At 70.1% G+C, this 22785-nt stretch carries 18 protein-coding genes; 10 read left to right on the top strand and 8 right to left on the bottom strand.

The genetic code is table 11. The annotated features are described in order from the left end of the window. The 5 genes from K206_RS0129055 to K206_RS0129035 all read right to left on the bottom strand — a co-directional run. Nucleotides 1–1438 (bottom strand): ABC transporter ATP-binding protein/permease (locus K206_RS0129055; RefSeq protein ID WP_043367220.1); only part of this gene is annotated, 1438 nt, incomplete at its 3' end. 136 nt (nucleotides 1439–1574) lie between these two features. Further along, nucleotides 1575–2009, bottom strand: coding sequence for an HIT family protein (locus tag K206_RS0129050; RefSeq protein ID WP_020205873.1), 435 nt, complete (start codon nucleotides 2007–2009; stop codon nucleotides 1575–1577). Nucleotides 2010–2109: 100 nt separating this feature from the next. Continuing rightward, a complete protein-coding gene (locus K206_RS0129045; protein WP_029044214.1) occupies nucleotides 2110–6084 on the bottom strand; it encodes an FAD/FMN-binding oxidoreductase in 3975 nt (1324 codons plus the stop codon). Between the two features lie 168 nt (nucleotides 6085–6252). Beyond that, nucleotides 6253–6831, bottom strand: a complete 579-nt coding sequence (locus K206_RS0129040) for a YqaA family protein (protein ID WP_020205871.1) — start codon at nucleotides 6829–6831, stop codon at nucleotides 6253–6255. Nucleotides 6832–7081: 250 nt separating this feature from the next. Beyond that, a complete protein-coding gene (locus K206_RS0129035; RefSeq protein WP_020205870.1) occupies nucleotides 7082–7264 on the bottom strand; it encodes a hypothetical protein in 183 nt (60 codons plus the stop codon). Here K206_RS0129035 and K206_RS0129030 point away from each other — a divergent pair. From K206_RS0129030 to K206_RS0128995, 8 genes are all read left to right on the top strand, one after another. Further along, nucleotides 7263–7754 (top strand): (2Fe-2S)-binding protein, encoded by a 492-nt coding sequence (locus K206_RS0129030; RefSeq protein ID WP_020205869.1) that lies wholly within the window; start codon nucleotides 7263–7265, stop codon nucleotides 7752–7754. The two genes, K206_RS0129035 and K206_RS0129030, sit on opposite strands and share 2 nt — an antisense overlap. Before the next feature lie 11 nt (nucleotides 7755–7765). After that, on the top strand, nucleotides 7766–10159 hold the full coding sequence (locus K206_RS0129025; RefSeq protein ID WP_020205868.1) for a xanthine dehydrogenase family protein molybdopterin-binding subunit: 2394 nt from the start codon (nucleotides 7766–7768) through the stop codon (nucleotides 10157–10159). A gap of 14 nt (nucleotides 10160–10173) precedes the next feature. Then, nucleotides 10174–10974: a xanthine dehydrogenase family protein subunit M gene (locus tag K206_RS0129020; protein WP_020205867.1), complete on the top strand. Its 801-nt coding sequence runs from the start codon at nucleotides 10174–10176 to the stop codon at nucleotides 10972–10974. 213 nt (nucleotides 10975–11187) lie between these two features. Continuing rightward, a complete protein-coding gene (locus K206_RS0129015; RefSeq protein WP_020205866.1) occupies nucleotides 11188–12081 on the top strand; it encodes a MoxR family ATPase in 894 nt (297 codons plus the stop codon). A gap of 3 nt (nucleotides 12082–12084) precedes the next feature. Continuing rightward, a complete protein-coding gene (locus K206_RS0129010) occupies nucleotides 12085–13374 on the top strand; it encodes a VWA domain-containing protein (RefSeq protein WP_020205865.1) in 1290 nt (429 codons plus the stop codon). Beyond that, nucleotides 13365–13970 (top strand): CoxG family protein, encoded by a 606-nt coding sequence (locus K206_RS0129005; protein WP_029044213.1) that lies wholly within the window; start codon nucleotides 13365–13367, stop codon nucleotides 13968–13970. Before K206_RS0129010 ends, K206_RS0129005 begins: the two co-directional genes overlap by 10 nt. After that, entirely contained in the window at nucleotides 13943–14971 is a 1029-nt protein-coding gene (locus tag K206_RS0129000) for an XdhC family protein (protein ID WP_020205863.1), read from the top strand. Before K206_RS0129005 ends, K206_RS0129000 begins: the two co-directional genes overlap by 28 nt. Beyond that, entirely contained in the window at nucleotides 14968–15567 is a 600-nt protein-coding gene (locus tag K206_RS0128995; protein ID WP_020205862.1) for an NTP transferase domain-containing protein, read from the top strand. Before K206_RS0129000 ends, K206_RS0128995 begins: the two co-directional genes overlap by 4 nt. A 59-nt stretch (nucleotides 15568–15626) precedes the next feature. On the opposite strand, the gene otsA is transcribed toward K206_RS0128995, so the two are convergent. From otsA to otsB, 3 genes are all read right to left on the bottom strand, one after another. Continuing rightward, nucleotides 15627–17018, bottom strand: a complete 1392-nt coding sequence (gene otsA / locus K206_RS0128990; RefSeq protein ID WP_029044212.1) for an alpha,alpha-trehalose-phosphate synthase (UDP-forming) — start codon at nucleotides 17016–17018, stop codon at nucleotides 15627–15629. A 40-nt stretch (nucleotides 17019–17058) separates the two neighbouring features. Continuing rightward, nucleotides 17059–18816, bottom strand: a complete 1758-nt coding sequence (locus K206_RS0128985; protein WP_052166018.1) for a glycoside hydrolase family 15 protein — start codon at nucleotides 18814–18816, stop codon at nucleotides 17059–17061. 97 nt (nucleotides 18817–18913) lie between these two features. After that, nucleotides 18914–19774, bottom strand: coding sequence for a trehalose-phosphatase (gene otsB, locus K206_RS39615; protein WP_043367217.1), 861 nt, complete (start codon nucleotides 19772–19774; stop codon nucleotides 18914–18916). 249 nt (nucleotides 19775–20023) lie between these two features. Between otsB and ilvA the strand changes: the two genes are divergently transcribed. Both ilvA and queF read left to right on the top strand, forming a co-directional pair. Next, complete coding sequence (ilvA, locus tag K206_RS0128975; protein ID WP_020205858.1) at nucleotides 20024–21550, top strand: threonine ammonia-lyase, biosynthetic; 1527 nt, start codon at nucleotides 20024–20026, stop codon at nucleotides 21548–21550. 106 nt (nucleotides 21551–21656) lie between these two features. Continuing rightward, the gene (queF, locus tag K206_RS0128970; protein WP_020205857.1) at nucleotides 21657–22490 is read left to right on the top strand and encodes an NADPH-dependent 7-cyano-7-deazaguanine reductase QueF; all 834 of its coding nucleotides are present in this window, start codon (nucleotides 21657–21659) and stop codon (nucleotides 22488–22490) included. The last annotated feature ends 295 nt before the right edge of the window (nucleotides 22491–22785 follow it).

Genomic DNA, 22785 nt, shown 5'->3' with positions numbered 1-22785 from the left:
CGGCCAGCGAGCCGATCGGCAGGTAGCTGCGCTGAGGCAGGAACAGCATGCGCGCCGCGCGCGGCATCGACACCGTGCCGCTGCCGTAGGGCCAGATGCCGGCCAGCGCGCGGAACAGCACGCTCTTGCCGCAGCCGGACGGGCCGCTCACCAGCCAGCGCTCGCCCGGCGCGATCTGCAGCGAGAACGGCGCCACCAGCGGGCGCTGCCGGATCTCGCCGCGGTTGCCGGTGCGCACCGGCAGCGCCAGCGCCAGCGTGTCGATGCGGATGGCCGCGCCGTCGGCCTGGTCCACCTCGATGTCGCGCACGCCGGTGTGCTCCCGGTCCTGGCGCTCGGCCACGCGGATGGCGTCGCCGAAGTCGATCAGCCGGTTGGCCGCGGCCTTCCAGCCCACCAGCGTGGCATAGCTGTCGACGAACCACGACAGCGCGCCCTGCACCTGGCCGAACGCGGAGCTCATCTGCATCAGCCCGCCCAGCGTCATCTTGCCGGCGAAGTAGCGCGGCGCCGCCACGATCAGCGGGAAGATGATGGCGAACTGGCTGTAGCCGGAATTGACGAAGGTCAGCCGCCGCGTATAGCGCATCAGCTGGTTCCAGTTGGCGCGGATGCGGTCGAAGCGCGAGCGCAGGCCGGCCTGCTCGGTCGGCTCGCCGCGGTACAGCGCCACCGGCTCGCTGTTCTCGCGCAGGCGCACCAGCGTGAAGCGGAAATCCGCCTCGTATTGCTCCTGCTGGAAGTTCAGGCCGATCAGCGGGCGCCCCACCATGTGGGCGATCAGCGAGCCGATCACCGCGTAGCCGACCGCGAACCACACCATGTAGCCGGGAATGGTGAGCGTGGTGCCGCCCAGCGCAAAGCTGATCGGCCCCGACACCGCCCACAGGATGCCGACGAAGGACAGCAGCGTGACCACCGAATTGAGCAGCCCGAGCGAAAGCGACAGCGCGCCGTCGGTAAACGAGCGCAGGTCGTCGGCCAGCCGCTGGTCGGGGTTGTCGGTGGCGTGGGTCTGCTCGATGCGGTAGTAGGCCTGGTGGCTGAGCCAGTGGTCCATGAACTGGCCGGTCATCCAGGTGCGCCAGCGCATCTGCAGCATCATGGTGTAGTACTGCCGCGAGATGGCCGCCACGATGAAGAAGCCGGCGATCCACGAAAAGCGGATCAGCAGCGCCTTGAAGGAGGTGTAGTCATGCTGCTCCAGCGCGTTGTAGAACACCCGGTTCCACTCGTTGAGCAGCACGTTGATGTAGACGATGCCGAGATTGAGCGCCACCACGAAGGCCAGCAGCCCGAGCCCGGCCTTGCGGTCCTCGGACTTCCAGTAGGGCTTGATCAGCGCCCAGGTCTCGGCCACGCGCAGGCGGCTCTGGATCTTGAGGGCACGGGCCGGCACGGCCGGGCCGGGTACGGTAACGGAAGTCGGTGTGGACATGGCACCTTTCGCGCAAGCAGGTCACGCACGGCCGTCGGCCTGCGCTCGTGGAAGATATTAGCCTCTTAGAAGCCGGCAGCGCGTGCCGGGTTCCCCAGCCACTACAACGCGGCGCGCCGGCATGGCGTGGACACGCCTAGCCCATCTCCCCGATGTGCGCCAGCGCGTCGCGCAGCACCGGCAGCCGCGACGCCAGTTCCGCCACCCGCGCCGCGTCGGCCTCGCGCTGCGGCGCGGCCCACACGGCTTCCGGGAAATGCGTGTCCCAGCGATAGCGCGGAATGACATGCCAGTGCAGGTGCGGCACCATGTTGCCGAAGGCGGCGAGGTTGACCTTGTCGGGCGTCATCACCTCGCGCACGACGCGCTCGACGCGCGCCACCAGCCGCATCAGCCAGGCCTGGTCGTCGTCGGGCAGGTCGGTCTGCTCGGCCACGTGGCCGTTCCAGACCACGCGGCAGAAGCCGGGGAAGCGCGCGTGCTCGACCAGGATGATGCGGGCGCGCTCGCCGCGCCAGACCAGCTCGCCGCCGTCGGTTTCGCAGAGGGGGCAGTCGGGGACGATGCTCATGCCGCGATGCCTCCGCGATGCCGGCGTCCTGCTCCCTTCCCCCGCCGCGGGAGAGGGGCGCGAACCGACCGCCTGCCGGCGCCCGCGGCGCTCGCCGCCATCACACCAGCACCCGCTCGATGCCGCCGGCGTTGGCGCGGGCCACGTACTCGGGCATCCAGTCCTGGCCCAGCAGGTGCCTGGCCATCTCGACCACGATGTAGTCGGCCTGCACCGTGGCGTCTTCCTTGTAGCGCGACAAGCCCTGCAGGCACGACGGGCAGCTGGTCAGGATCTTGACGTCGCCGCCGAAGCCGTCGGCGCGCAGCTTGTCCGCGCCCCGGGTCATCTCCTCTTCCTTGCGGAAGCGGATCTGCGTGGACACGTCCGGGCGGCTCACCGCCAGCGTGCCCGACTCGCCGCAGCAGCGCTCGTTCTTCTCGATCTTGCCGCCGCCCTCGTTGCCGCCCATCAGCGCGTTGACGAGCTTGGTCGGGTCCATCGTCTTGATCGGCGTGTGGCACGGGTCGTGGTACATGTAGCGCGTGCCGGTCACGCCTTCGAGCTTGACGCCCTTCTCCAGCAGGTATTCGTGGATGTCGATGATGCGGCAGCCCGGGAAGATCTTGTCGAATTCATAGCCGGCCAGCTGGTCGTAGCAGGTGCCGCAGCTCACCACCACGGTCTTGATGTCGAGGTAGTTGAGCGTGTTGGCCACGCGGTGGAACAGCACGCGGTTGTCGGTGACGATCTTCTCGGCCTTGTCGAACTGGCCGTTGCCGCGCTGCGGATAACCGCAGCACAGGTAGCCCGGCGGCAGCACGGTCTGCACGCCCACGTGCCACAGCATGGCCTGCGTGGCCAGGCCGACCTGCGAGAACAGCCGCTCGGAGCCGCAGCCCGGGAAGTAGAACACCGCCTCGGTCTCGGGCGAGGTCCGCTTCGGGTCGCGGATGATCGGCACGATCTCGTTGTCCTCGATGTCGAGCAGCGCGCGCGCGGTCTTCTTGGGCAGGTTGCCCGGCATCTTCTTGTTGATGAAGTGGATCACCTGCTCCTGCACCGGCGCGCGGCCCACCGTGGCGGGCGGGTGCGCGGTCTGCTTCTTCGCCAGCTTCCTGAGCACGTCGTGGCCCAGGCGCTGCGCCTTGTAGCCCCAGCCGATCATGACCTTGCGGGTCATGTTGATGGTCTGCGGGCTGGTGGCGTTGAGGAAGAACATCGACGCCGCGGTGCCGGGGTTGAACTTCTTCTGCCCCATCTTGCGCAGCAGGTTGCGCATGTTCATCGACACGTCGCCGAAGTCGATCTTGACCGGGCACGGCGTCACGCACTTGTGGCACACCGTGCAGTGGTCGGCCACGTCGGAGAACTCGTCCCAGTGCTTGATCGAGATGCCGCGCCGGGTCTGCTCCTCGTACAGGAACGCCTCCACCAGCAGCGAGGTCGCCAGGATCTTGTTGCGCGGGCTGTACAGCAGGTTGGCGCGCGGCACGTGGGTGGCGCACACCGGCTTGCACTTGCCGCAGCGCAGGCAGTCCTTGACGCTGTCGGCGATGGCGCCGATGTCGCTCTGCTGCATGATGATGGACTCGTGCCCCATCAGCCCGAACGACGGCGTGTACGCATTGCGCAGGTCGGCGCCGGGCAGCAGCTTGCCCTTGTTGAAGCGGCCCTGCGGGTCCACGCGCTGCTTGTACTGGCGGAACTCGCCGATCTCGTCCTCGGTCAGGAATTCCAGCTTGGTGATGCCGATGCCGTGCTCGCCGGAGATCACGCCGTCGAGCGAGCGCGCCAGCGCCATGATGCGGGCCACCGCGCGATGGGCGTCCTGCAGCATGTCGTAGTCGTCGGAGTTGACCGGGATGTTGGTGTGCACGTTGCCGTCGCCGGCGTGCATGTGCAGCGCCACGAAGACGCGCCCGCGCAGCACCTGCTTGTGGATCTTCTGCGCCTCGTCCAGGATCGGCTTGAACTCGCCGCCGTTGAAGATGTTGCGCAGCTCGGCGCGCAGCTCGTTCTTCCACGACACGCGGATGGTGCGGTCCTGCAGCAGGTGGAACACGGTGGCGTCCGGCTGCTGCGCCAGGCGCGCCTCGAAGGCCTGGCCGAGCAGGCCCAGGCCGTGGCCGATCAGCGCGGCGCGCGCGCTGGCCAGCGGCGTGTCGAGGTGGTCCTGCAGGTAGATCCAGCGCGAGCGGATCTCGCGCAGCAGCTGCAGCGCGTGCTGCACGCGGTCTTCCAGCAGCTCGGCGCTGGGAATCTCGTTGGCGTCGTCGCTGCGGCCCAGCGGCAGGTTGCCGCGCGCGAAGAACGCTTCCAGCGCGTCGGTCAGCTTGAGCTTGTTCTTGATCGACAGCTCGATGTTGATGCGCTCGATGCCGTCGGTGTACTCGCCCATGCGCGGCAGCGGGATCACCACGTCTTCGTTGATCTTGAAGGCGTTGGTGTGCCTGGCGATCGCGGCGGTGCGCGAGCGGTCCAGCCAGAATTTCTTGCGCGCCTCGGGGCTGACCGCGACGAAGCCCTCGCCGCTCTTGCCGTTGGCCATGCGGATGACTTCCGAGGTGGCGCGCGCCACCGCGTCCTGGTCGTCGCCGACGATGTCGCCGATCAGCACCATCTTCGGGAAGGCGTTGCGCTTGCTCTTGGTGGCGTAGCCGACCGCGCGCAGGTAGCGCTCGTCCAGATGCTCCAGGCCGGCCAGCACGGCGCCGCCCGGCGTGCGCGACTCCACGTCCAGGTAGTCCTTGATCTCGACGATGCTCGGAATCGCGTCGCGCGCCTGGCCGAAGAACTCCAGGCACACGGTGCGCACGTGCGCCGGCATGCGGTGCAGGATCCAGCGCGCGCTGGTGATGATGCCGTCGCAGCCTTCCTTCTGGATGCCGGGCAGGCCGGCCAGGAACTTGTCGGTGACGTCCTTGCCCAGGCCTTCCTTGCGGAACTTGCGGCCCTCGATGGCGAGCGTCTCGGTGCGCAGCACCTTCTCGCCGGGGCCGCGGCTGCCGTCCGACCACTTCAACTCGAACGAAGCCACCGGCACGTCGTGGATCTTGCCCAGGTTGTGGTCCAGCCGGGTGACTTCGAGCCAGTTGCCTTCCGGGTCCACCATGCGCCACCACGCCAGGTTGTCCAGCGCGGTGCCCCACAGCACGGCCTTCTTGCCGCCGGCGTTCATGGCCACGTTGCCGCCGATGCACGAGGCGTCGATCGAGGTCGGGTCGACCGCGAACACCAGCCCGGCGCGGTCGGCCGCGTCGGCCACGCGGCGCGTCACCACGCCGGCGCCGGAGAAGATGGTGGCGACCTTGCGCGCCACGCCCGGCAGGTCGCTCTGCTCGACCGGCCCGAGCTGCTCCAGCTTCTCGGTGTTGATGACCGCGCTCATCGGCGTGAGCGGCACGGCACCGCCGGTGTAGCCGGTGCCGCCGCCGCGCGGGATGATGGTCAGGCCCAGCTCGAAGCAGCCCTTGACCATGCCGGCGATCTCTTCCTCGGTGTCCGGCGTGAGCACCACGAACGGGTATTCCACGCGCCAGTCGGTGGCGTCGGTCACGTGCGAGACGCGCGACAGGCCGTCGAACTTGATGTTGTCCTTCTGCGTGACGCGGCCCAGCACGCGCTGGGTGCGCTTGCGCAGCTCGTAGGCGTCGGCGAACTCCTGCTTGAAGTCCTCGATGGCCTGCTTGGCGAAGCTGACCAGCTGCTCGACGCGGTGGGAGCGGTCCTCGGCGGCCGGCTCGGCATGCTCGGCGCGGTCGGCGGCGCTGCGCTTCTCCACCTCGGACAGGCGGTGGTGCAACGCGCTCACCAGCATCTGGCGGCGCTTGGGATTCTCGAGCAGGTCGTCCTGCAGGTAGGGATTGCGGCGCACCACCCAGATGTCGCCCAGCACTTCGTACAGCATGCGCGCCGAGCGGCCGGTGCGGCGCTCGCCGCGCAGCTCGTGCAGGATGCGCCAGGCTTCCTCGCCCAGCAGCCGGATGACGATCTCGCGGTCCGAGAAAGACGTGTAGTTATAGGGGATCTCACGCAGGCGCGGCTGGGCATCCTGCGCGGCGAGTTTGGCATCGAGCACGAGTGGGGCGTTCATGGGGAGGGACCGCTACCTGTAGCGCACGGGGACGGTGCGCCGGATCGTCTTTAAAGGGCAATTGTACTTCAACGCCTGCTTTCGCCGCACCGCAGCATGCGGGAATGGAATACCCCCCTGGAACCCCCGCCGGGCCTCGCCTGGCGGCCGCCGCCCGGCCGGCGCGCGCTAGAACAGGCTGCGCAGGCCCGCACCAATACCGTGCCAGAAGCTGTCCGGCACCGTCAGCAGCGCGACGGTCATGGCAAGGTAGCGCAGAAACTTGCCGATCGCCATGTAAACCAGGCTGGGCCCGAACGGCAGCCGCAGCCACCCCGCCAAAGTGCACAGAGGATCACCAATGGCCGGCAGCCACGACGCCAGCAGGGTCGGCGGCCCGAGCCGGCGCATCCAGCGGAAATAGCGCTGGTCCAGCGCCGGCTTGCGCGCGTGGCGCGGATGGAGCCGGTGCCCGGCGTGCTCCTGCTCGTGCGCGCGCTGCTGGCGGCGCCTGCGGTAGCGCACCAGCGCCAGCTTGGCGGCGTAGCCGAGCCACCAGTCGATGGCGCCGCCGGCGGTGTTGCCGAGCGTGGCCACGGCGATGGCCGGCCAGAACATGTGCGGGTTGAGCTTGATGTAGCCGAACACCGCCGGCTCCGAGCCGAGCGGCAGCAGCGTGGCCGACACCAGGCTGACCACGAAGATCGCCGGCAGCCCCACCTTGGGCAGGGCGATGGTGCCGAACAGCCAGTCGATGAAGCCTTCCATTGGCAAAAGTGGTCCTGTGGTTCCGCGCCGCCGCGCGGGCCGCCCCAGGGGGGCAACCCGCATGGCAGGCGCCGGTGATTTGTGATTAACTGTTAGAACCGGCCGCGGGCAAACGTTCGCGCGCATGCGTCGTCTGCATGGGTCGTCCGCAGCGGTCGCCAGCAGCCGTCGTCCGCACGCATCTTACCGGCGGCGCGGATTGCGGCGAATCGCGACAGGCCGCATCGGCCGGCAGCCGCGGCGGACAGCGTCAACCAGCAGCGTCAACAGGCAGCGTCAACAGGCAGCCGCAGCACCGCAGTACCAACATCACGAAATAGCCGTCAGCAGCAACATCACCAAACGGCAGTAACGCGTCGTGGCCAGTCCCGCGCAGCATGTCGGGATTCGCGGCTCTGGTCATGCACGTGTCCACCCACATGGAGACAAGCATGGCGATTCCTATCCGCCTGACCGTCAACGGCCGCGCCGTCGAGGCCCAGGTAGAACCCAACACCCTTCTCGTCCAGTTCCTGCGCGACCAGCTTCGCCTCACCGGCACCCACGTCGGCTGCGACACCGCCCAGTGCGGCGCCTGCACCGTGCACCTGGACGGCCGCGCGGTCAAGTCGTGCAACCTGCTGGCGCTGCAGGCGGACGGCGCCCGCGTCACCACCATCGAGGGGCTGGCCCCCGAAGGCCAGCTCCACCCCATGCAGGAGGCCTTCCGCAACTGCCACGGCCTGCAGTGCGGCTTCTGCACGCCCGGCATGGTGATGAGCGCCACCGCCCTGGTCCAGGCCCGGCCCGGGGCCGACGCCGCCGCCATCCGCGAGCAGCTCGACGGCAACCTGTGCCGCTGCACCGGGTACCACAACATCGTGCGCGCCGTGCAGGAAGGCCAGGCCGCCATGCTTGGCGCCGCCACCGCCAGCGCCGAGTAAGGGGACCCGCCATGAACGCACCCGAACACCAGCACCTGATCGGCGCCCCGGTCAGGCGCAAGGAAGACTATCGCTTCCTGACCGGCAACGGCCAGTACACCGACGACATCGTGCTGCCGCAGCAAAGCTACGGCTACTTCGTGCGCTCGCCGCACGCGCACGCGCGCATCCGCGCCATCGACAAGGCCGAGGCGCTGGCCTCGCCCGGCGTGATCGCCGTCTTCACCGGCGACGACATCGCCGCCGACAAGGTCGGCGGCCTGCCGTGCGGCTGGCTGATCCACAGCATCGACGGCAGCCCGATGAAGGAGCCGCCGCACCCGGTGCTGGCGCAGGGCAAGGCCCGCCACGTGGGCGACCAGGTCGCGCTGGTGGTGGCCGAGACCCTGCAGCAGGCCAGGGACGCCGCCGAGAAGATCGAGGTCGACTACGAAGAACTGCCGGCCGTGGTCAACACCGCGCAGGCCGCCTGCACCGCCACGCTGGTGCACGACGACGTGCCGGAGAACACCAGCTACGTGTGGGGCCACGGCGACCGCGCCGCCACCGACGCCGCGTTCGCGCGCGCCGCCCACGTGACCACGCTGGAGATCGTCAACAACCGCCTGATCCCCAACGCGATCGAGCCGCGCGCGGTCAATGCCAGCTACACGAAGCAGGACGACAGCTACACCGTCTACGTCGCCAACCAGAACCCGCACGTGGAACGCCTGCTGATGGGCGCCTTCGTGCTCGGCCTGCCCGAGTCGCGGCTGCGCATCATCGCGCCGGACGTGGGCGGCGGCTTCGGCTCCAAGATCTTCCTGTACGCCGAGGACGTGGCGCTGACCTGGGCCTCGAAGAAGGTCCGGCGCCCGATCAAGTGGACCGCCGAACGCTCGGAATCCTTCCTCACCGACGCGCACGGGCGCGACCACGTCACCAAGGCCGAACTGGCGCTCGACGCCGACGGCAGGTTCCTGGCGATGCGCGTGCACACGGTGGCCAACATGGGCGCCTACCTGTCCACGTTCTCCTCGAGCGTGCCCACCATCCTCTACGCCACGCTGCTGGCCGGGCAATACGCCACGCCGGCGATCTACGCCGAGGTGCGCGCGGTGTTCACCAACACCGCGCCGGTGGACGCCTACCGCGGCGCCGGCCGCCCGGAGGCCACCTACGTGGTCGAGCGGCTGGTGGAGACCGCCGCGCGCGAACTGAAGATGGACCCCGCCGAGCTGCGCCGCAAGAACTTCATCCGCGACTTCCCCTACGCCACGCCGGTCGGCCTGACCTACGACACCGGCGACTACGAGCCGTGCCTGGCGCGCGCGCAGGAGCTCGCCGACGTGAAGGGCTTCCCGGCGCGGCGCGACGAGGCCAGGCAGCGCGGCAAGCTGCGCGGGCTGGGCTACTCGTGCTACATCGAGGCCTGCGGGCTGGCGCCGTCGAACATCGCCGGCGCGCTGGGCGCGCGCGCGGGGCTGTTCGAGGTGGGCGAGATCCGCGTCCACCCGACCGGCACCGTGACCGTGTTCACCGGCTCGCACAGCCACGGCCAGGGCCACGAGACCACCTTCGCGCAGGTGGTGGCGGACCGCCTCGGCATCGCGCTCGACGCGGTGGAGGTCGTGCACGGCGACACCGGCCGCGTGCCGTTCGGCATGGGCACCTACGGCTCGCGCTCGCTGGCGGTGGGCGGCTCGGCCATCATGAAGGCGCTCGACAAGATCGAGGCCAAGGCCAAGAAGATCGCGGCCCACCTGCTGGAAGCGTCCGACGCCGACATCGAGTTCAAGGACGGCGTGTTCAGCGTGGCCGGCACCGACCGCAGCAAGACCTTCGGCGAGATCGCGCTGACCGCCTACGTGCCGCACAACTACCCGCTCGACAAGCTCGAGCCGGGCCTCAACGAGAACGCCTTCTACGATCCGACCAACTTCACCTACCCGTCCGGCGCCTACGTGTGCGAGGTGGAGGTGGACCCCGACACCGGCGAGAGCCAGGTGGTCAAGTTCACCGCCGTGGACGACTTCGGCAACATCATCAACCCGATGATCGTCGAAGGCCAGGTGCACGGCGGCATCGGCCAGGGCCTCGGGCAGGCCATGCTGGAGCAGTGCATCTACGACGACGACAGCGGCCAGTTGCTGACCGGCTCCTACATGGACTACGCCATGCCGCGCGCCGCCGACCTGCCGGACTTCACGGTGGAGACCGCCAAGGGCACGCCCTGCACGCACAACCCGCTCGGCGTGAAGGGCTGCGGCGAGGCCGGCGCGATCGGCTCGCCGCCGGCCTTCATCAACGCGCTGGTCGATGCGCTCGCGCCGCTGGGCGTGCGCGACATCCAGATGCCCGCCACCCCGCACCGCGTATGGCAGGCGATCCGGCAGGCGGACCACCACGCGCAAGGCGCCAACTGAACCGGAGGCAGACCATGTACGCATTCCATTTCGAACGCGCCGCGGATGCCAGGGCCGCGGTGGCCGCGCTCAAGCGCGACCCCGACGCCAAGTTCCTCGGCGGCGGCCAGAGCCTGCTGGCCGCGATGAAGCTGCGGCTGGCGGCGCCGTCGGCGCTGATCGACGTGTCGCGCATCGCCGGCATGGCCGACATCCGCATGGACAACGGCGAGCTGGTGATCGGCGCGGCCGCGCGCCACGCCGACGTCGCCGCCAGCGCGGAAGTGGCCAGGGCGATTCCCGCGCTGGCCGCGCTGGCCGGCGGCATCGGCGACCGCCAGGTGCGCGCGATGGGCACGCTCGGCGGCTCGCTGGCCAACGACGACCCCGCCGCGTGCTACCCGGCCGCGGTGCTCGCGCTCGACGCCACGGTGGTGACCGACCGCCGCAACATCGCCGCCGACAACTTCTTCAAGGGCCTCTACGAGACGGCGCTGGAGCCCGACGAGCTGATCGCCGCCGTGCGCTTCCGCGTCCCCGGGCAGGCCGCCTACGTCAAGTTCCGCAACCCGGCCTCGCGCTTCGCGCTGGTCGGCGTGATGGTGGCGCGCTTCGGCAACGCGGTGCGCGTGGCCGTCACCGGCGCGGCCGACAGCGTGTTCCGCTGCGCGCCGCTGGAGCAGGCGCTGTCGGCCAGCTTCACGCCGGCGGCGGCGCGCGCGGTCACGGTGGACGCGGGCCGGCTGAATGCCGACCTGCATGCGTCGGCCGAGTACCGCGCGCACCTGATCCCGGTGCTGGCGGCGCGGGCGGTGGAGCAGGCCGGCGGCGGCTGACGCCGCGCGGGCACTTTCACACTGGCGGGCGCCCGCCCTCTCCCCCAACCCCTCTCCCACAAGTGGGAGAGGGGAGCACGCCGACAGCAATGCAGGCACCGTCGGTTTTCTCCCCTCTCCCGCACGCCGGAGAGCGGCTGGGGGAGAGGGCCAGCGCCTGCAGCACCACCAAGCCCACGCAAACCCACCGCCTCGCTCCGCGCCCCCAACACCATGCTCCCCACCTCCATCGACCACACCGCCGCCCTGCTGGAGGCGCAGCAATACTTCGCCGACCGCGAGACCGCCACCGTGCTCTACCTGGCGCTGCGCATGCAGCGCCCGCTGTTCCTCGAAGGCGAGCCCGGCGTGGGCAAGACCGCGCTGGCGCGCGCCATCGCCGGCGCGCTCGGCACGCGGCTGCTGCGCCTGCAATGCTACGAAGGGCTGGACGCGTCGAGCGCGCTCTACGAATGGGACTACCCGCGCCAGATCATGGCGCTGCGCCTGGCCGAGGCGCGCGGCGAGCGGCCCGAGGCGCAGTCGCTCTACCACGACGATTTCCTGCTCAAGCGCCCGCTGCTCGAATCGCTGCTGCCCGACCCGGCCGCGCCCGGCATGCCGCGCGTGCTGCTGATCGACGAGATCGACCGCGCCGACGAGCCGTTCGAGGCCTTCCTGCTGGAAGTGCTGTCCGAATACCAGGTGTCGATTCCCGAGATCGGCGTGGTGCAGGCCGAACAGCCGCCGCTGATCGTGGTCACGTCCAACCGCACGCGCGAGGTGCACGACGCGCTCAAGCGGCGCTGCCTGTACCAGTGGATGGGCTATCCGCAGCGCGAGCGCGAATTGCAGATCGTCGCCGCGCGCGCACCCGAGGCCGCCGCCGCGCTGCAGCTCGCGGCCATCGGCTTCGTGCACGGGCTGCGCGGCATCGACCTGTTCAAGGCGCCCGGCATCGCCGAGGCCATCGACTGGTGCCGCGCGCTGGCCGCGCTCGGCGTGAGCGAGCTCGACCCGCAGTCGGTGCGCGACACGCTGGGCGTGCTGCTGAAATACCAGGACGACCTCGCCCGCGTGGACGGCCCCACCGTGGCCGAGCTGCTGGCCGGCGCGCCGGGAGGCTGAGCCATGCCGAGGCTGCACCCCGACGCCACGCCCGCCGGCACGCCCGCCGCCGGCGCCCTGCCCATGCTGGCGCGCAACGTCGCGCACTTCGTGCGGCTGCTGCGCGACGCCGGTTTCGGCCTGTCGCCGGCGCACGCGGCGGATACGCTGGACGCGCTGCAATACGTCGACATCGGCCGGCGCGACGAAGTGCGCGCGGCGATGGCCGCGCTGATGGTCGGCGGCCCCGACCAGCGGCCCCTGTTCGACGCCGCCTTCGACCTGTTCTGGCGCGACCCCGACTGGGAAGGCAAGCTGCGCGCGCTGCTGCTGCCGCGCGTGGACGCGGGCACGCCGCCGCCGCGGCGCGGCAACCGCCTGGCCGACGCGCTGGCCGCGCGGCAGCCGCCCCGGGCCGCCCGGCGCGAAAAGGAGAACGAGGAAACCGGGGAACGCTTCGGCGCCCCGCTCACCTTCTCGGCGCAGGAGCGGCTCGCGCAGCGCGATTTCGAGACGCTCGGCGCCGAGGAATGGCGCGCACTGCGGCACATGATCCGCGCGCGCCACGCGCGCCTGGCCACCGAGCGCACGCGCCGCCTGCGCGCCGCCGCCAGCGGGCCGCGCGCCGACCTGCGCGCCAGCGCCAGGCTCGCGGTGCGCCAGCAGGGCGAATGGCTGCGCTGGAAATTCCGCCGCCAGGCCGAGCGCCGCCCGCCGCTGGTGCTGCTGCTCGACATCTCCGGCTCGATGAGCCAGTACTCGCGCGCGGTGCTGTACTTCTGCCACGCGCTGATGCAGTCGCGCGAGCGGCTCTCGGTGTTCCTGTTCGGCACCCGCCTGACCAACATCACGCGCGCGCTGCGCGAGCGCGACCCGGACGAGGCGGTCGAGGCCATCGCCGGCCAGGTGCGCGACTGGGCCGGCGGCACCCGCATCGGCGCCGCGCTGGCCGCGTTCAACCGCCAGTGGGCGCGCCGCACGCTGTCCGGGCGCGCCACCGTGCTGCTGGTCACGGACGGCCTCGACCACGAGGACATCGGCCTGCTGGAGACCGAAATGGCGCGCCTGCGCCGCTTCGCCCACCGCATCCTGTGGCTCAACCCGCTGCTGCGCTACGCCGGCTTCACGCCGCGCGCGCGTGGCGTGCAGGCCATCCTGCCCCACGTGGACGCGCTGCGCCCGGCCCACAACCTGGACAGCCTGTTCGCGCTCGAGGCGCTGCTGGCCGAGCCGCGCCACGCGCCGCCCGCCACGCACCCGTTGCAGACAAGACCCGGCAGACAAGACAAGGAGACCGCCCCATCATGGAAATGACACAGACCAGGCAATTGCCGGTGGCGCAGCAGGCCGCCTGGGCAGCCCTCAACGACACGGCCCTGCTCAAGCAGTGCATCCCGGGATGTGAGAGCATCGAGCCTGACGGCGACCTCGGCGACGCCTACCTGCTGGCGCTGACCGCGGCGGTCGGCCCGGTCAAGGCGCGCTTCAAGGGACGCATGGCCTTGCAGGACATCCAGGCGCCCGACAGCTACACCATCCAGTTCGACGGACAGGGCGGCACGGCCGGCTTCGGCAAGGGCCGCGCGCACGTGACGCTGGCGCCCGAAGGCGAGCACACGCTGCTGACCTACACGGTCAACGCCCAGGTCGGCGGCAAGATCGCGCAGATCGGCTCGCGGCTGGTGGATGCGGCCGCGCGCAAGATGGCCGACGCCTTCTTCGACCGCTTCACGGCGGCGCTGGGCGGCGACCCGCAGGCGCAGGCAGAAGCCCAGGCGCAGGGGGAGACAACAACGGCGGACGATACCGCCACGGATGGGGCGCCGGCCGTCGACGGCGGCGCGCCCGGTGAACAGAACGGTGAATCGAAGCGGAAACGATCATGGACAGCGTGGATCTCGAAGTCCTGAAAAGCAGCGTGCGCTGGATGGCAGAAGGCCACCGCACGCTATTGGTGACGGTGGTCAGGACCTGGGGCTCGTCGCCCCGGCCCGAAGGCGCCATGCTGGCGGTGCGCGACGACGGCCTGGTGGTCGGTTCGGTCTCGGGCGGCTGCATCGAGGATGACCTCATCGACCGCGTGCGGCGCGAGGGCATCGCCGGCGCGCGCCCCGAGTCCGTCAAGTACGGCATCAGCGCCGAGGAAGCGCACCGCTTCGGCCTGCCCTGCGGCGGCACCATCGAACTGGTGACGGAGCCGCTCGGCCCCGCCAGCGGGCTGGCCGAGCTGCTGGCCGCGGTGGAGGAAGGCCGGCTGGTGGCGCGCTCGCTGGACATGGCCAGCGGCCGCGCCACGCTCGGCCACGCCGAGGCCACCGACGGCCTGGCCTTCGACGGCCGCACGCTGCTCACCATCCACGGCCCGCGCTACCGCATGCTGGTGATCGGCGCCGGGCAGTTGTCGAAGTACCTGTGCCAGATCGCGGTCGGGCTGGGCTTCCAGGTCACGGTGTGCGACCCGCGCGAGGAATACACCGAGACCTGGGACATCCCCGGCGTGACGATGGTGCGCACCATGCCGGACGACACCGTGATGGAGATGAAGCTCGACGAGCGCAGCGCCGTGATCGCCCTCACCCACGACCCCAAGCTCGACGACCTCGCGCTGATGGAAGCGCTGCGCACGCGCGCGTTCTACGTGGGCGCGCTCGGCTCGCGCCGCAACAACCAGGCGCGCCGCGAGCGGCTCAAGGAATTCGACCTCAACGACCTGCAGCTCGCGCGCCTGCACGGCCCGGTCGGCATCTACATCGGCAGCCGCACGCCGCCGGAGATCGCCATCTCGATCCTGGCCGAGGTGGTGGCCGCCAAGAACCACGTCTCGCTGCCCGACATCCTCCAGGTCGAAGGCGCCAAGGCCGCGCGCGAACTGGCCGCCGACCCGGCCAGCTCCTGCGGCGTCGACTCGTGAGCGGGGCGGCGCCCGATGCCGCCGGGCCGCCCACCGGCATCCTGCTGGCGGCCGGCTACGGCCGCCGCTTCGACGCCAGCGGCCGGCAGAACAAGCTGCTTGCCCGGCTGCCCGACGGCCACACCGTGGCCGGGCGCAGCGCGCGCACGCTGGCCGCCACGCTGCCCGGCGCGCTGGCCGTGATCCGCCCGGACCACCCGGCGCTGGCGCACGAGCTGCGCGCGGCCGGCTGCCGCGTGCTCGAGGCCCCGGCCGCCGAGGCCGGCATGGGCGCCGCGCTGGCCGCGGCCATCGCCGCCACGCCGGCCGCGCGCGGCTGGGTGGTGGCGCTGGCCGACATGCCGTGGCTGTCCGCGGAGCTGATCCGCGCGGTGGCGCTGGCCGTCACCGCGCCCGGGGCCATCGCCGCGCCGTGGCGCGACGGCCGGCGCGGGCATCCGGTGGGGTTCGGCGCGGCCTGGCGCGAGGCGCTGCTCGCGCTCGACGGCGACGAAGGCGCGCGCGCGCTGCTGAAAAGCCAGCCGGTGATCCGCATCCCGACCGAAGACGAAGGCGCCTTCCGCGACGTGGACGTGGCCGGCGACCTGGCGGGCTGAACGCCCGGCAGCCGCCGCGCCGGCGCCGTCGGTTGCCGTCCGGCCGTCTGGTCGTCGCGTCAGTTGCCGTCCGACTCCGAGAGCGTCCGCAGGTACTCGCGCCGCCACCAGTGCACGTCCTGCGCGCGGATGCGCTCGAGCAGCTTCTGGTGGCGCGACTGGCGCTCGGCCAGCGGCATGTGCAGCGCCTGCTGGATCGCCTGCGCGGTGGCGTTGATGTCGTAGGGATTGACCAGCAGCGCCTCGCGCAGCTGCTCGGCCGCGCCGGCGAAGCGCGACAGCACCAGCACGCCGGGGTCGTCCGGGTCCTGCGCGGCGACGAACTCCTTGGCCACCAGGTTCATGCCGTCGCGCAGCGGCGTCACCAGCGCCACGCGGCACGCGCGGCACAGCCCCGGCAGGCGGCGGCGCGCGGTGGTGCGGTGGATGTAGCGCACCGGCATCCAGTCCAGCTCGCCGTACTCGCCGTTGATCGCGCCCGACAGCCCCTCCATCTCGCGCCGCAGGTCGGCGTAGGCGTCCACGGTCTCGCGCGAGGGCGCGGCGATCTGGATCAGCGTGGCGCTGCGGCGGTTCTCCGGGTACTGCGCCATCAGTTGCCGCACCGCCTTCAGGCGCTGCGGCAGGCCCTTGGAATAATCGAGGCGGTCGATGCCCAGCAGCAGCCGGCGCGTGGCGTACTGGCCGCGCATCATCTCGTAGGTCTCGCGCGATTCGTCGCCCCGGCCCAGCGCGGCGAACTCGTCCACGTCGATGCCGATCGGGAAGGCCTGCGCGCGCACGGTGCGGTGGAACGCGCGGAAGCGGTTGTCGCCCATCGGCTCGGCCTGCGCCTCGCGCTGCACGTAGCGCGAGAAATGCTCGAGGTCGAGCTGGCTCTGGAAGCCGATCAGGTCATAGGCGAACAGCGCGCGCATCAGCCACTCGTGCTGCGGGATCGCGGCCAGGATCAGCGGCGGCGGCAGCGGGATGTGCAGGAAGAAGCCGATGCGCTGGCCGCAGCCCATCGCGCGCAGCTCCGACGCCAGCGGGATCAGGTGGTAGTCGTGGATCCAGATCACGTCGTCGGGGCGCAGCAGCGGCGCGAGCTTGCGCGCGAACAGCTGGTTGACGCGGCGGTACACGTTGAGGTGGGCCGAATCGAAATCCGCCAGGTCGATGCGGTAGTGGAACACCGGCCACAGCACGCCGTTGCTGTAGCCCTGGTAATACGCGTCGTGGTCCTCGCGGCACAGGTCCACCGTGGCCAGCGTGACGTTGCCGGCCTGCTGGATGTGCAGCTCGCCCTCGCCCGGCGTGCCGCCCTGCGCGGTCTCCACGATCTTGCCGCTCCAGCCGAACCAGACGCCGCCGGTGGCCTTGAGCGCCTCGCCCAGCGCCACCGCCAGCCCGCCCGCGGCGATGTTGCGGGGGTCGGCCACGCGGTTGGATACCGCAACTAGTCTGCCCATGTCTTCCTTTGTGGTGCGGCGCCGCGGCCCGCCCGCCGGCTCAGATCACCGCGTCCCACGGTGCCGACAAGCGCGTGGCGCCATTGATCAGGCCCACCATCGAATACGTCTGCGGGAAATTGCCCCACATCTCGCCGGTGACGGGATGGGTGTCCTCGGACAGCAGGCCGAGCGGATTGCGCGCCGCCAGCATGGCCTCGAAGATCTCGCGCGCCTCCTCGCGGCGCCCCACGCGGGCGAGCGCGTCGATGCGCCAGAAGGTGCAGATGTTGAACGCCGTCTCGGGCTTGCCGAAATCGTCGGGCGCCTCGTAGCGGCGCATGTAGGGCCCGTCGCACAGCGAGGCTTCCATCGCCCGGAGCGTGGACATGAAGCGCTCGTCCTGCGGCGCGATGAAGCCGACCTCGGCCATCAGCAGCACGCTGGCGTCCAGCTCGCGCCCGCCGAAGCTCTCGGCGAACGCCTGGCGCTCCTCGCTCCACGACTCGCGCACGATGCGCTCCTTCATCACGTCCGCGTGCCGGCGCCAGTACGCCGCGCGGCCCGCCAGCTGCAGCGCGTCGCCGATCTTGGCCAGGCGGTCGCACGCGGCCCAGCTCATCAGCGCCGACGAGGTGTGCACGCGCGCGCGCGTGCGCAGCTCCCACATGCCGGCGTCGGGCGTGCCGAACACGCGCACCGCCTGCTCGCCCACGGTCTCCAGCACGCGGAACTCGGCCGCGCCGCCCCGGTGCAGCAGGCGGTGGTCGTGGAACGCCTGCGCCGCGCCCAGCACCACGTTGCCGTACACGTCGTGCTGGAAGTGCTCCTGCGCCTGGTTGCCCACGCGCACCGGCCCCATGCCGCGGTAGCCGGAGAGGTGATCGAGCACGCTCTCGGGCAGCTCCAGCTCCAGGCCGATGCCGTACAGCGGCTGGATGTGGCCGTCCTTGGACTGCATCACCACGTTGGACAGCCAGCGCAGGTAGTCCTCCATCGTGCCCACCTCGGACAGGCTGTTGAGCGCGCGGATCACGAAGAAGGCGTCGCGCAGCCAGCAGAAGCGGTAGTCCCAGTTGCGGCCGCTGCCGGGCGCCTCCGGGATGCTGGTGGTCATGGCCGCGACGATGGCGCCGGTCTCCTCGAACAGCGACATCTTGAGCGTGATGGCGGCGCGGATCACCGCGTCCTGCCATTCGCGCGGCACCGCCAGGCGGCGGCTCCACAGGCGCCAGTAGGCGGTGGTCTCCTGCTCGAAGTCGCGCGCGATCTCCTCCACCCCGCCCTGCAGCGTCTCGTCGGGGCCGAGGATGAAGTCGAGGCTGCGCGTGAGCAGGAAAGGCGTGCGCGACAGCACATAGGTCAGCGGCGCGTTGGTGGTCATGCGCAGCGTCATGCCGTCGCCGATGTAACGCACGTGGCTGCTGCCGCGCGTGATCTCGGGCGCCACGCGGCCCCAGTCGAAGCGCGGCGCCACCGTCACCCGCACGCGCGGCGCGCCGCGCACCGGGCGGATGCGCCGGATCAGCGTGGTCGGCCGGAAATAGCGGCCCAGGCGGAAGAAGCGCGGCGCGAAATCGGTGATCTCCATGCAGTTGTTGTGGCGGTCCGTCAGCCGCGTGCGCAGCACCGCGGTGTTCGGCTCGTACCACTGCTGCGCTTCCTGGAAATCCTCGATCTCGATGGCGAAGTGGCCGGCGTTCTCGCCCGGGTCGAGCAGCGCGTTGAAGACCGGATCGCCGTCGAAGCGCGGCAGGCAGCACCAGACGTAGCGGCCGCGCCCGTCGACCAGCGCGGAGATCGCGCAGTTGCCGATCATGCCCAGCGAGAGCGAGGGATCGGCATGGTGGCGGGTGGCGCCGGCGGCACGCGGCTGGCTGTCCTCGGTGGATGATTGGCTCACAGCGATTTCTCCCTCAAGGCGTCGTCGTGGATGTGGGGGCGGACTCGGCGGGTGGCGCGGACGGCGTAGGCGAAGCGTGCGAAGCGGGCGCTGTAGGCGCCGTGGGCGCCGTGGGCGCCGTGGGCATGTTGCCGGCCGCCGCCATGACTTCCAGCGCCTTGGCCGAGCGGTGCAGCCAGCAGCGCAGCGCCGCCGGCCCGGCCACGCTGACGGTGGCCGCGCTGGGCCGCTCGCCGACCAGCACGCCCAGGCCGCCGAGGCGGCGCACCACCGCGAAGCCGGCTTCGTCGGTGATGTCGTCGCCGGCGAACAGCGGCCGGCGCCGCGCGAACGGCGGGCCGCGCATGAAGGTGTCGATGGCGCCGCCCTTGTCGATGCCGGCCGGCTTGAGCTCCACCACCATCTTGCCGTGCAGGACCTCGATGCCGGGCGCGCCGGCGGCCAGGCGCGCGGCGAAGTCGCGCACCAGCCCCTCCAGCTCGGGCGCGGCGCGGTAATGGACCGCGACCGCGACGGACTTGCGCTCGAGCTGCAGCCCCGCGTGCGCCGCCACCAGCGCCTGCAGCGGCGGCAGCAGCAGCGGCACGCCCGGATCGGGCTCGCGCAGGCGGCGGCCGCCGGCGTCGCGCAGTTCCGCGCCGTGCACGCCGGCCGCGGGCAGTTGCAGGGGCTTGAGGAAGTCGTCGAGCTCGGCGATGGGCCGCCCGGACACCAGCGCCACGGCGCCGTCCAGGTGGCGGTGCAGCGCGCGCAGGGTCCCCACCAGTTCCGGTTCGACCCGTACCAGGTCAGGGCGGGGCGCGAGGTCCGCCAGCGTACCGTCGAAATCCAGGAACAGCGCCGTGTCGGGTTCGATGAGAGGCAAGGGAGGCATTGCGCTACACCGTATCAGAGTGTTTTGACAGCGTCCACCGGGCGCCGTCCTACATGGTGCGCGGCCGCGCGGGCTGCACCACGCCGGCGCCTGCACCGCCGCGGTGCGGGCGCCGGGCACGTGCGCCAGCCTGCTCCCGGCGCGCTGCGCGGCCCGCGCTGCGCGCGCGCCGGGTGCCGACGCAGGCATCGGGCGGCGCGCCATCCTTTATCATTGACGGTTTCGCCATCCCTGCCCTGGCTGTCCACGATGACCCGCAAAACCGATTACCTGAGAAAAATCCTGACCACCAAAGTGTATGACGTGGCGCAGGAAACCGATCTCACCTTTGCCCAGCAGTTGTCCGCGCGCACCGGCAACTCGGTGTGGTTCAAGCGCGAGGACACCCAGCCGGTGTTCTCGTTCAAGCTGCGCGGCGCCTACAACAAGATGGCCTCGCTCACGCCCGAGGAACTGCGGCGCGGCGTGATCGCCGCCTCGGCCGGCAACCATGCGCAGGGCGTGGCGCTGTCGGCGGCGCGCCTGCAATGCAAGGCGATCATCGCGATGCCCGTCACCACCCCGCAGGTGAAGATCGACGCGGTGCGCGAGCGCGGCGGCGAATGGGTGCAGATCGTGCTGCACGGCGACTCCTACAGCGACGCCTACAACCGCGCGGCGGAACTGGAGAAGAAGCACAAGCTGACCTTCATCCACCCGTTCGACGACCCCGACGTGATCGCCGGCCAGGGCACCATCGCGATGGAAATCCTGCGCCAGCACCCGGGCCCGCTGCACGCGGTGTTCGTGGCCATCGGCGGCGGCGGGCTGATCTCCGGCATCGCCTCCTACATCAAGGCGGTGCGCCCGGAGATCAAGGTGATCGGCGTGCAGACCGTGGATTCCGACGCGATGAAGCGCTCGGTGGACGCCGGCAAGCGCGTGGAACTCAAGGAAGTGGGCCTGTTCTCCGACGGCACCGCGGTCAAGCTGGTCGGCAAGGAAACCTTCCGCATCACGCGCGAGCTGGTCGACGAGATCGTGCTGGTGGACACCGACGCGATCTGCGCCGGCCTCAAGGACGTGTTCCAGGACACCCGCAGCATCCTCGAGCCGGCCGGCGCGCTGGCCGTGGCCGGCCTCAAGCTCTACGCCGAGCGCGAGAAGCTCAAGGGCCAGCACCTGGTGGCCATCGCCTGCGGCGCCAACATGAACTTCGACCGCCTGCGCTTCGTCGCCGAGCGCGCCGAGGTGGGCGAGGCGCGCGAAGCCGTGTTCGCGGTCAGCATCCCCGAGGAGCGCGGCAGCTTCCGCCGCTTCTGCGAACAGGTCGGCACGCGCAACGTGACCGAGTTCAACTACCGCATCGCCGACAACAGCACCGCGCACATCTTCGTCGGCGTGCAGATCAGCAGCCGCGCGGAAAACGAGAAGATCACCGCGGGCTTCCGCCGCCACGGCTTCGAGACGGTGGACCTGTCCAACAACGAACTGGCCAAGCAGCACATCCGCTACATGGTCGGCGGCCATTCGCCGCTCGCGCACGACGAACTGCTGTACCGCTTCGAGTTCCCCGAGCGCCCGGGCGCGCTGATGCGCTTCCTCTCCAGCATGAGCCCGAACTGGAACATCAGCCTGTTCCACTACCGCAACCAGGGCGGCGACACGTCCAACATCCTGGTCGGCATCCAGGTGCCCAAGAACGAGAAACGCGCGTTCCGCGCCTTCCTCGCCACGCTGGGCTACGTACACTGGGAAGAGACGGAGAATCCGGTGTACAAGCTGTTCCTGTCCTGATTTGCCGAAACGCCGGACCGCCCGGCCACCTGACCGATAGCCGAGGTCTTCCTCCCCCCTCCCGCGCCGGCGGGAGAGGGAGAAAACCCACCGCCCCGGAGCCCCCATGAGCCTCCCCGAACACTCGCCGCTGGGCAAGCCCTCGGCCTACAAGACCGAATACGATCCCACGCTGCTGTTCCCGATCCCGCGCCAGCCCAAGCGCACCGAGATCGGCCTGGCCGAAGGCCGCGCCCTGCCCTTCTTCGGCGTGGACATCTGGAACGCCTACGAATTGTCGTGGCTGAACCTGAAAGGCAAGCCGCAGGTCGCGCTGGCCAGCTTCATCATTCCCGCCGACACGCCGAACATCGTCGAGTCCAAGTCGTTCAAGCTCTACCTGAACTCGTTCAACCAGAGCAAGATCGCCTCGCCCGAGGCCGTGCAGCAACTGCTGCACCACGACCTCTCCGAAGCCACCGGCGGCACCGTGCAGGTCCGCCTGGTAAACGAGGCCGACCTCGGCAGCCAGAAGATGGGCGAACTCGACGGCATCCAGCTCGACCGCCTCGACATCGAGACCGACATCTACGAACCCGCGCCGCACCTGCTGCACGCGAACCAGGACGAGCCGCCGGTCGAGGAAACGCTGGTGTCGCACCTGCTCAAGTCGAACTGCCTCGTCACCGGCCAGCCCGACTGGGGCAGCGTGCAGATCCGATATGTCGGCGCACCGATCAACCAGGAAGGGCTGCTCAAGTATCTGATCTCGTTTCGCAACCATAACGAGTTTCATGAGCAGTGCGTGGAGAGGATTTTTGTTGACGTGATGCGGGAGTGCAGGCCGGTGAAGCTGGCGGTTTATGCGCGGTATACGCGGCGGGGGGGGCTTGATATCAATCCGTTTCGGACTAATTACAATACTCCGTGGCCGGATAATCGGCGGAATGGTCGGCAGTAGATTTTTTTGATTGGGGGAGTTTTGGATTTCTTGGCGGTTTATATTCAGAGGCTTTGAATTTAATTATTTAGCTTCGAAGTCGACTGCTTAACGTCAACGGCTGAACGTCAAAGTCAAAGTCAAAGTCAAAGGCTTTCGCTCCCCCGGAGCGACCTACTTTCTTTTCCCCGAAAAGAAAGTAGGCAAAGAAAGCGGGCTGCCTGGCCGGCAGGGGCAGAAACGTTGGGATTTCTAGTGTTTCTGGTTTCGTGGTGGGGCCTGCGGTTCTGCTAGCCTGCTGCCGTTATCGGTTCGA

The organism is Cupriavidus sp. WS (genome assembly GCF_000395345.1).
Taxonomy (GTDB): Bacteria; Pseudomonadota; Gammaproteobacteria; order Burkholderiales; family Burkholderiaceae; genus Cupriavidus; species Cupriavidus basilensis_B.
This window is presented reverse-complemented; position numbering and strand designations above follow the sequence as displayed.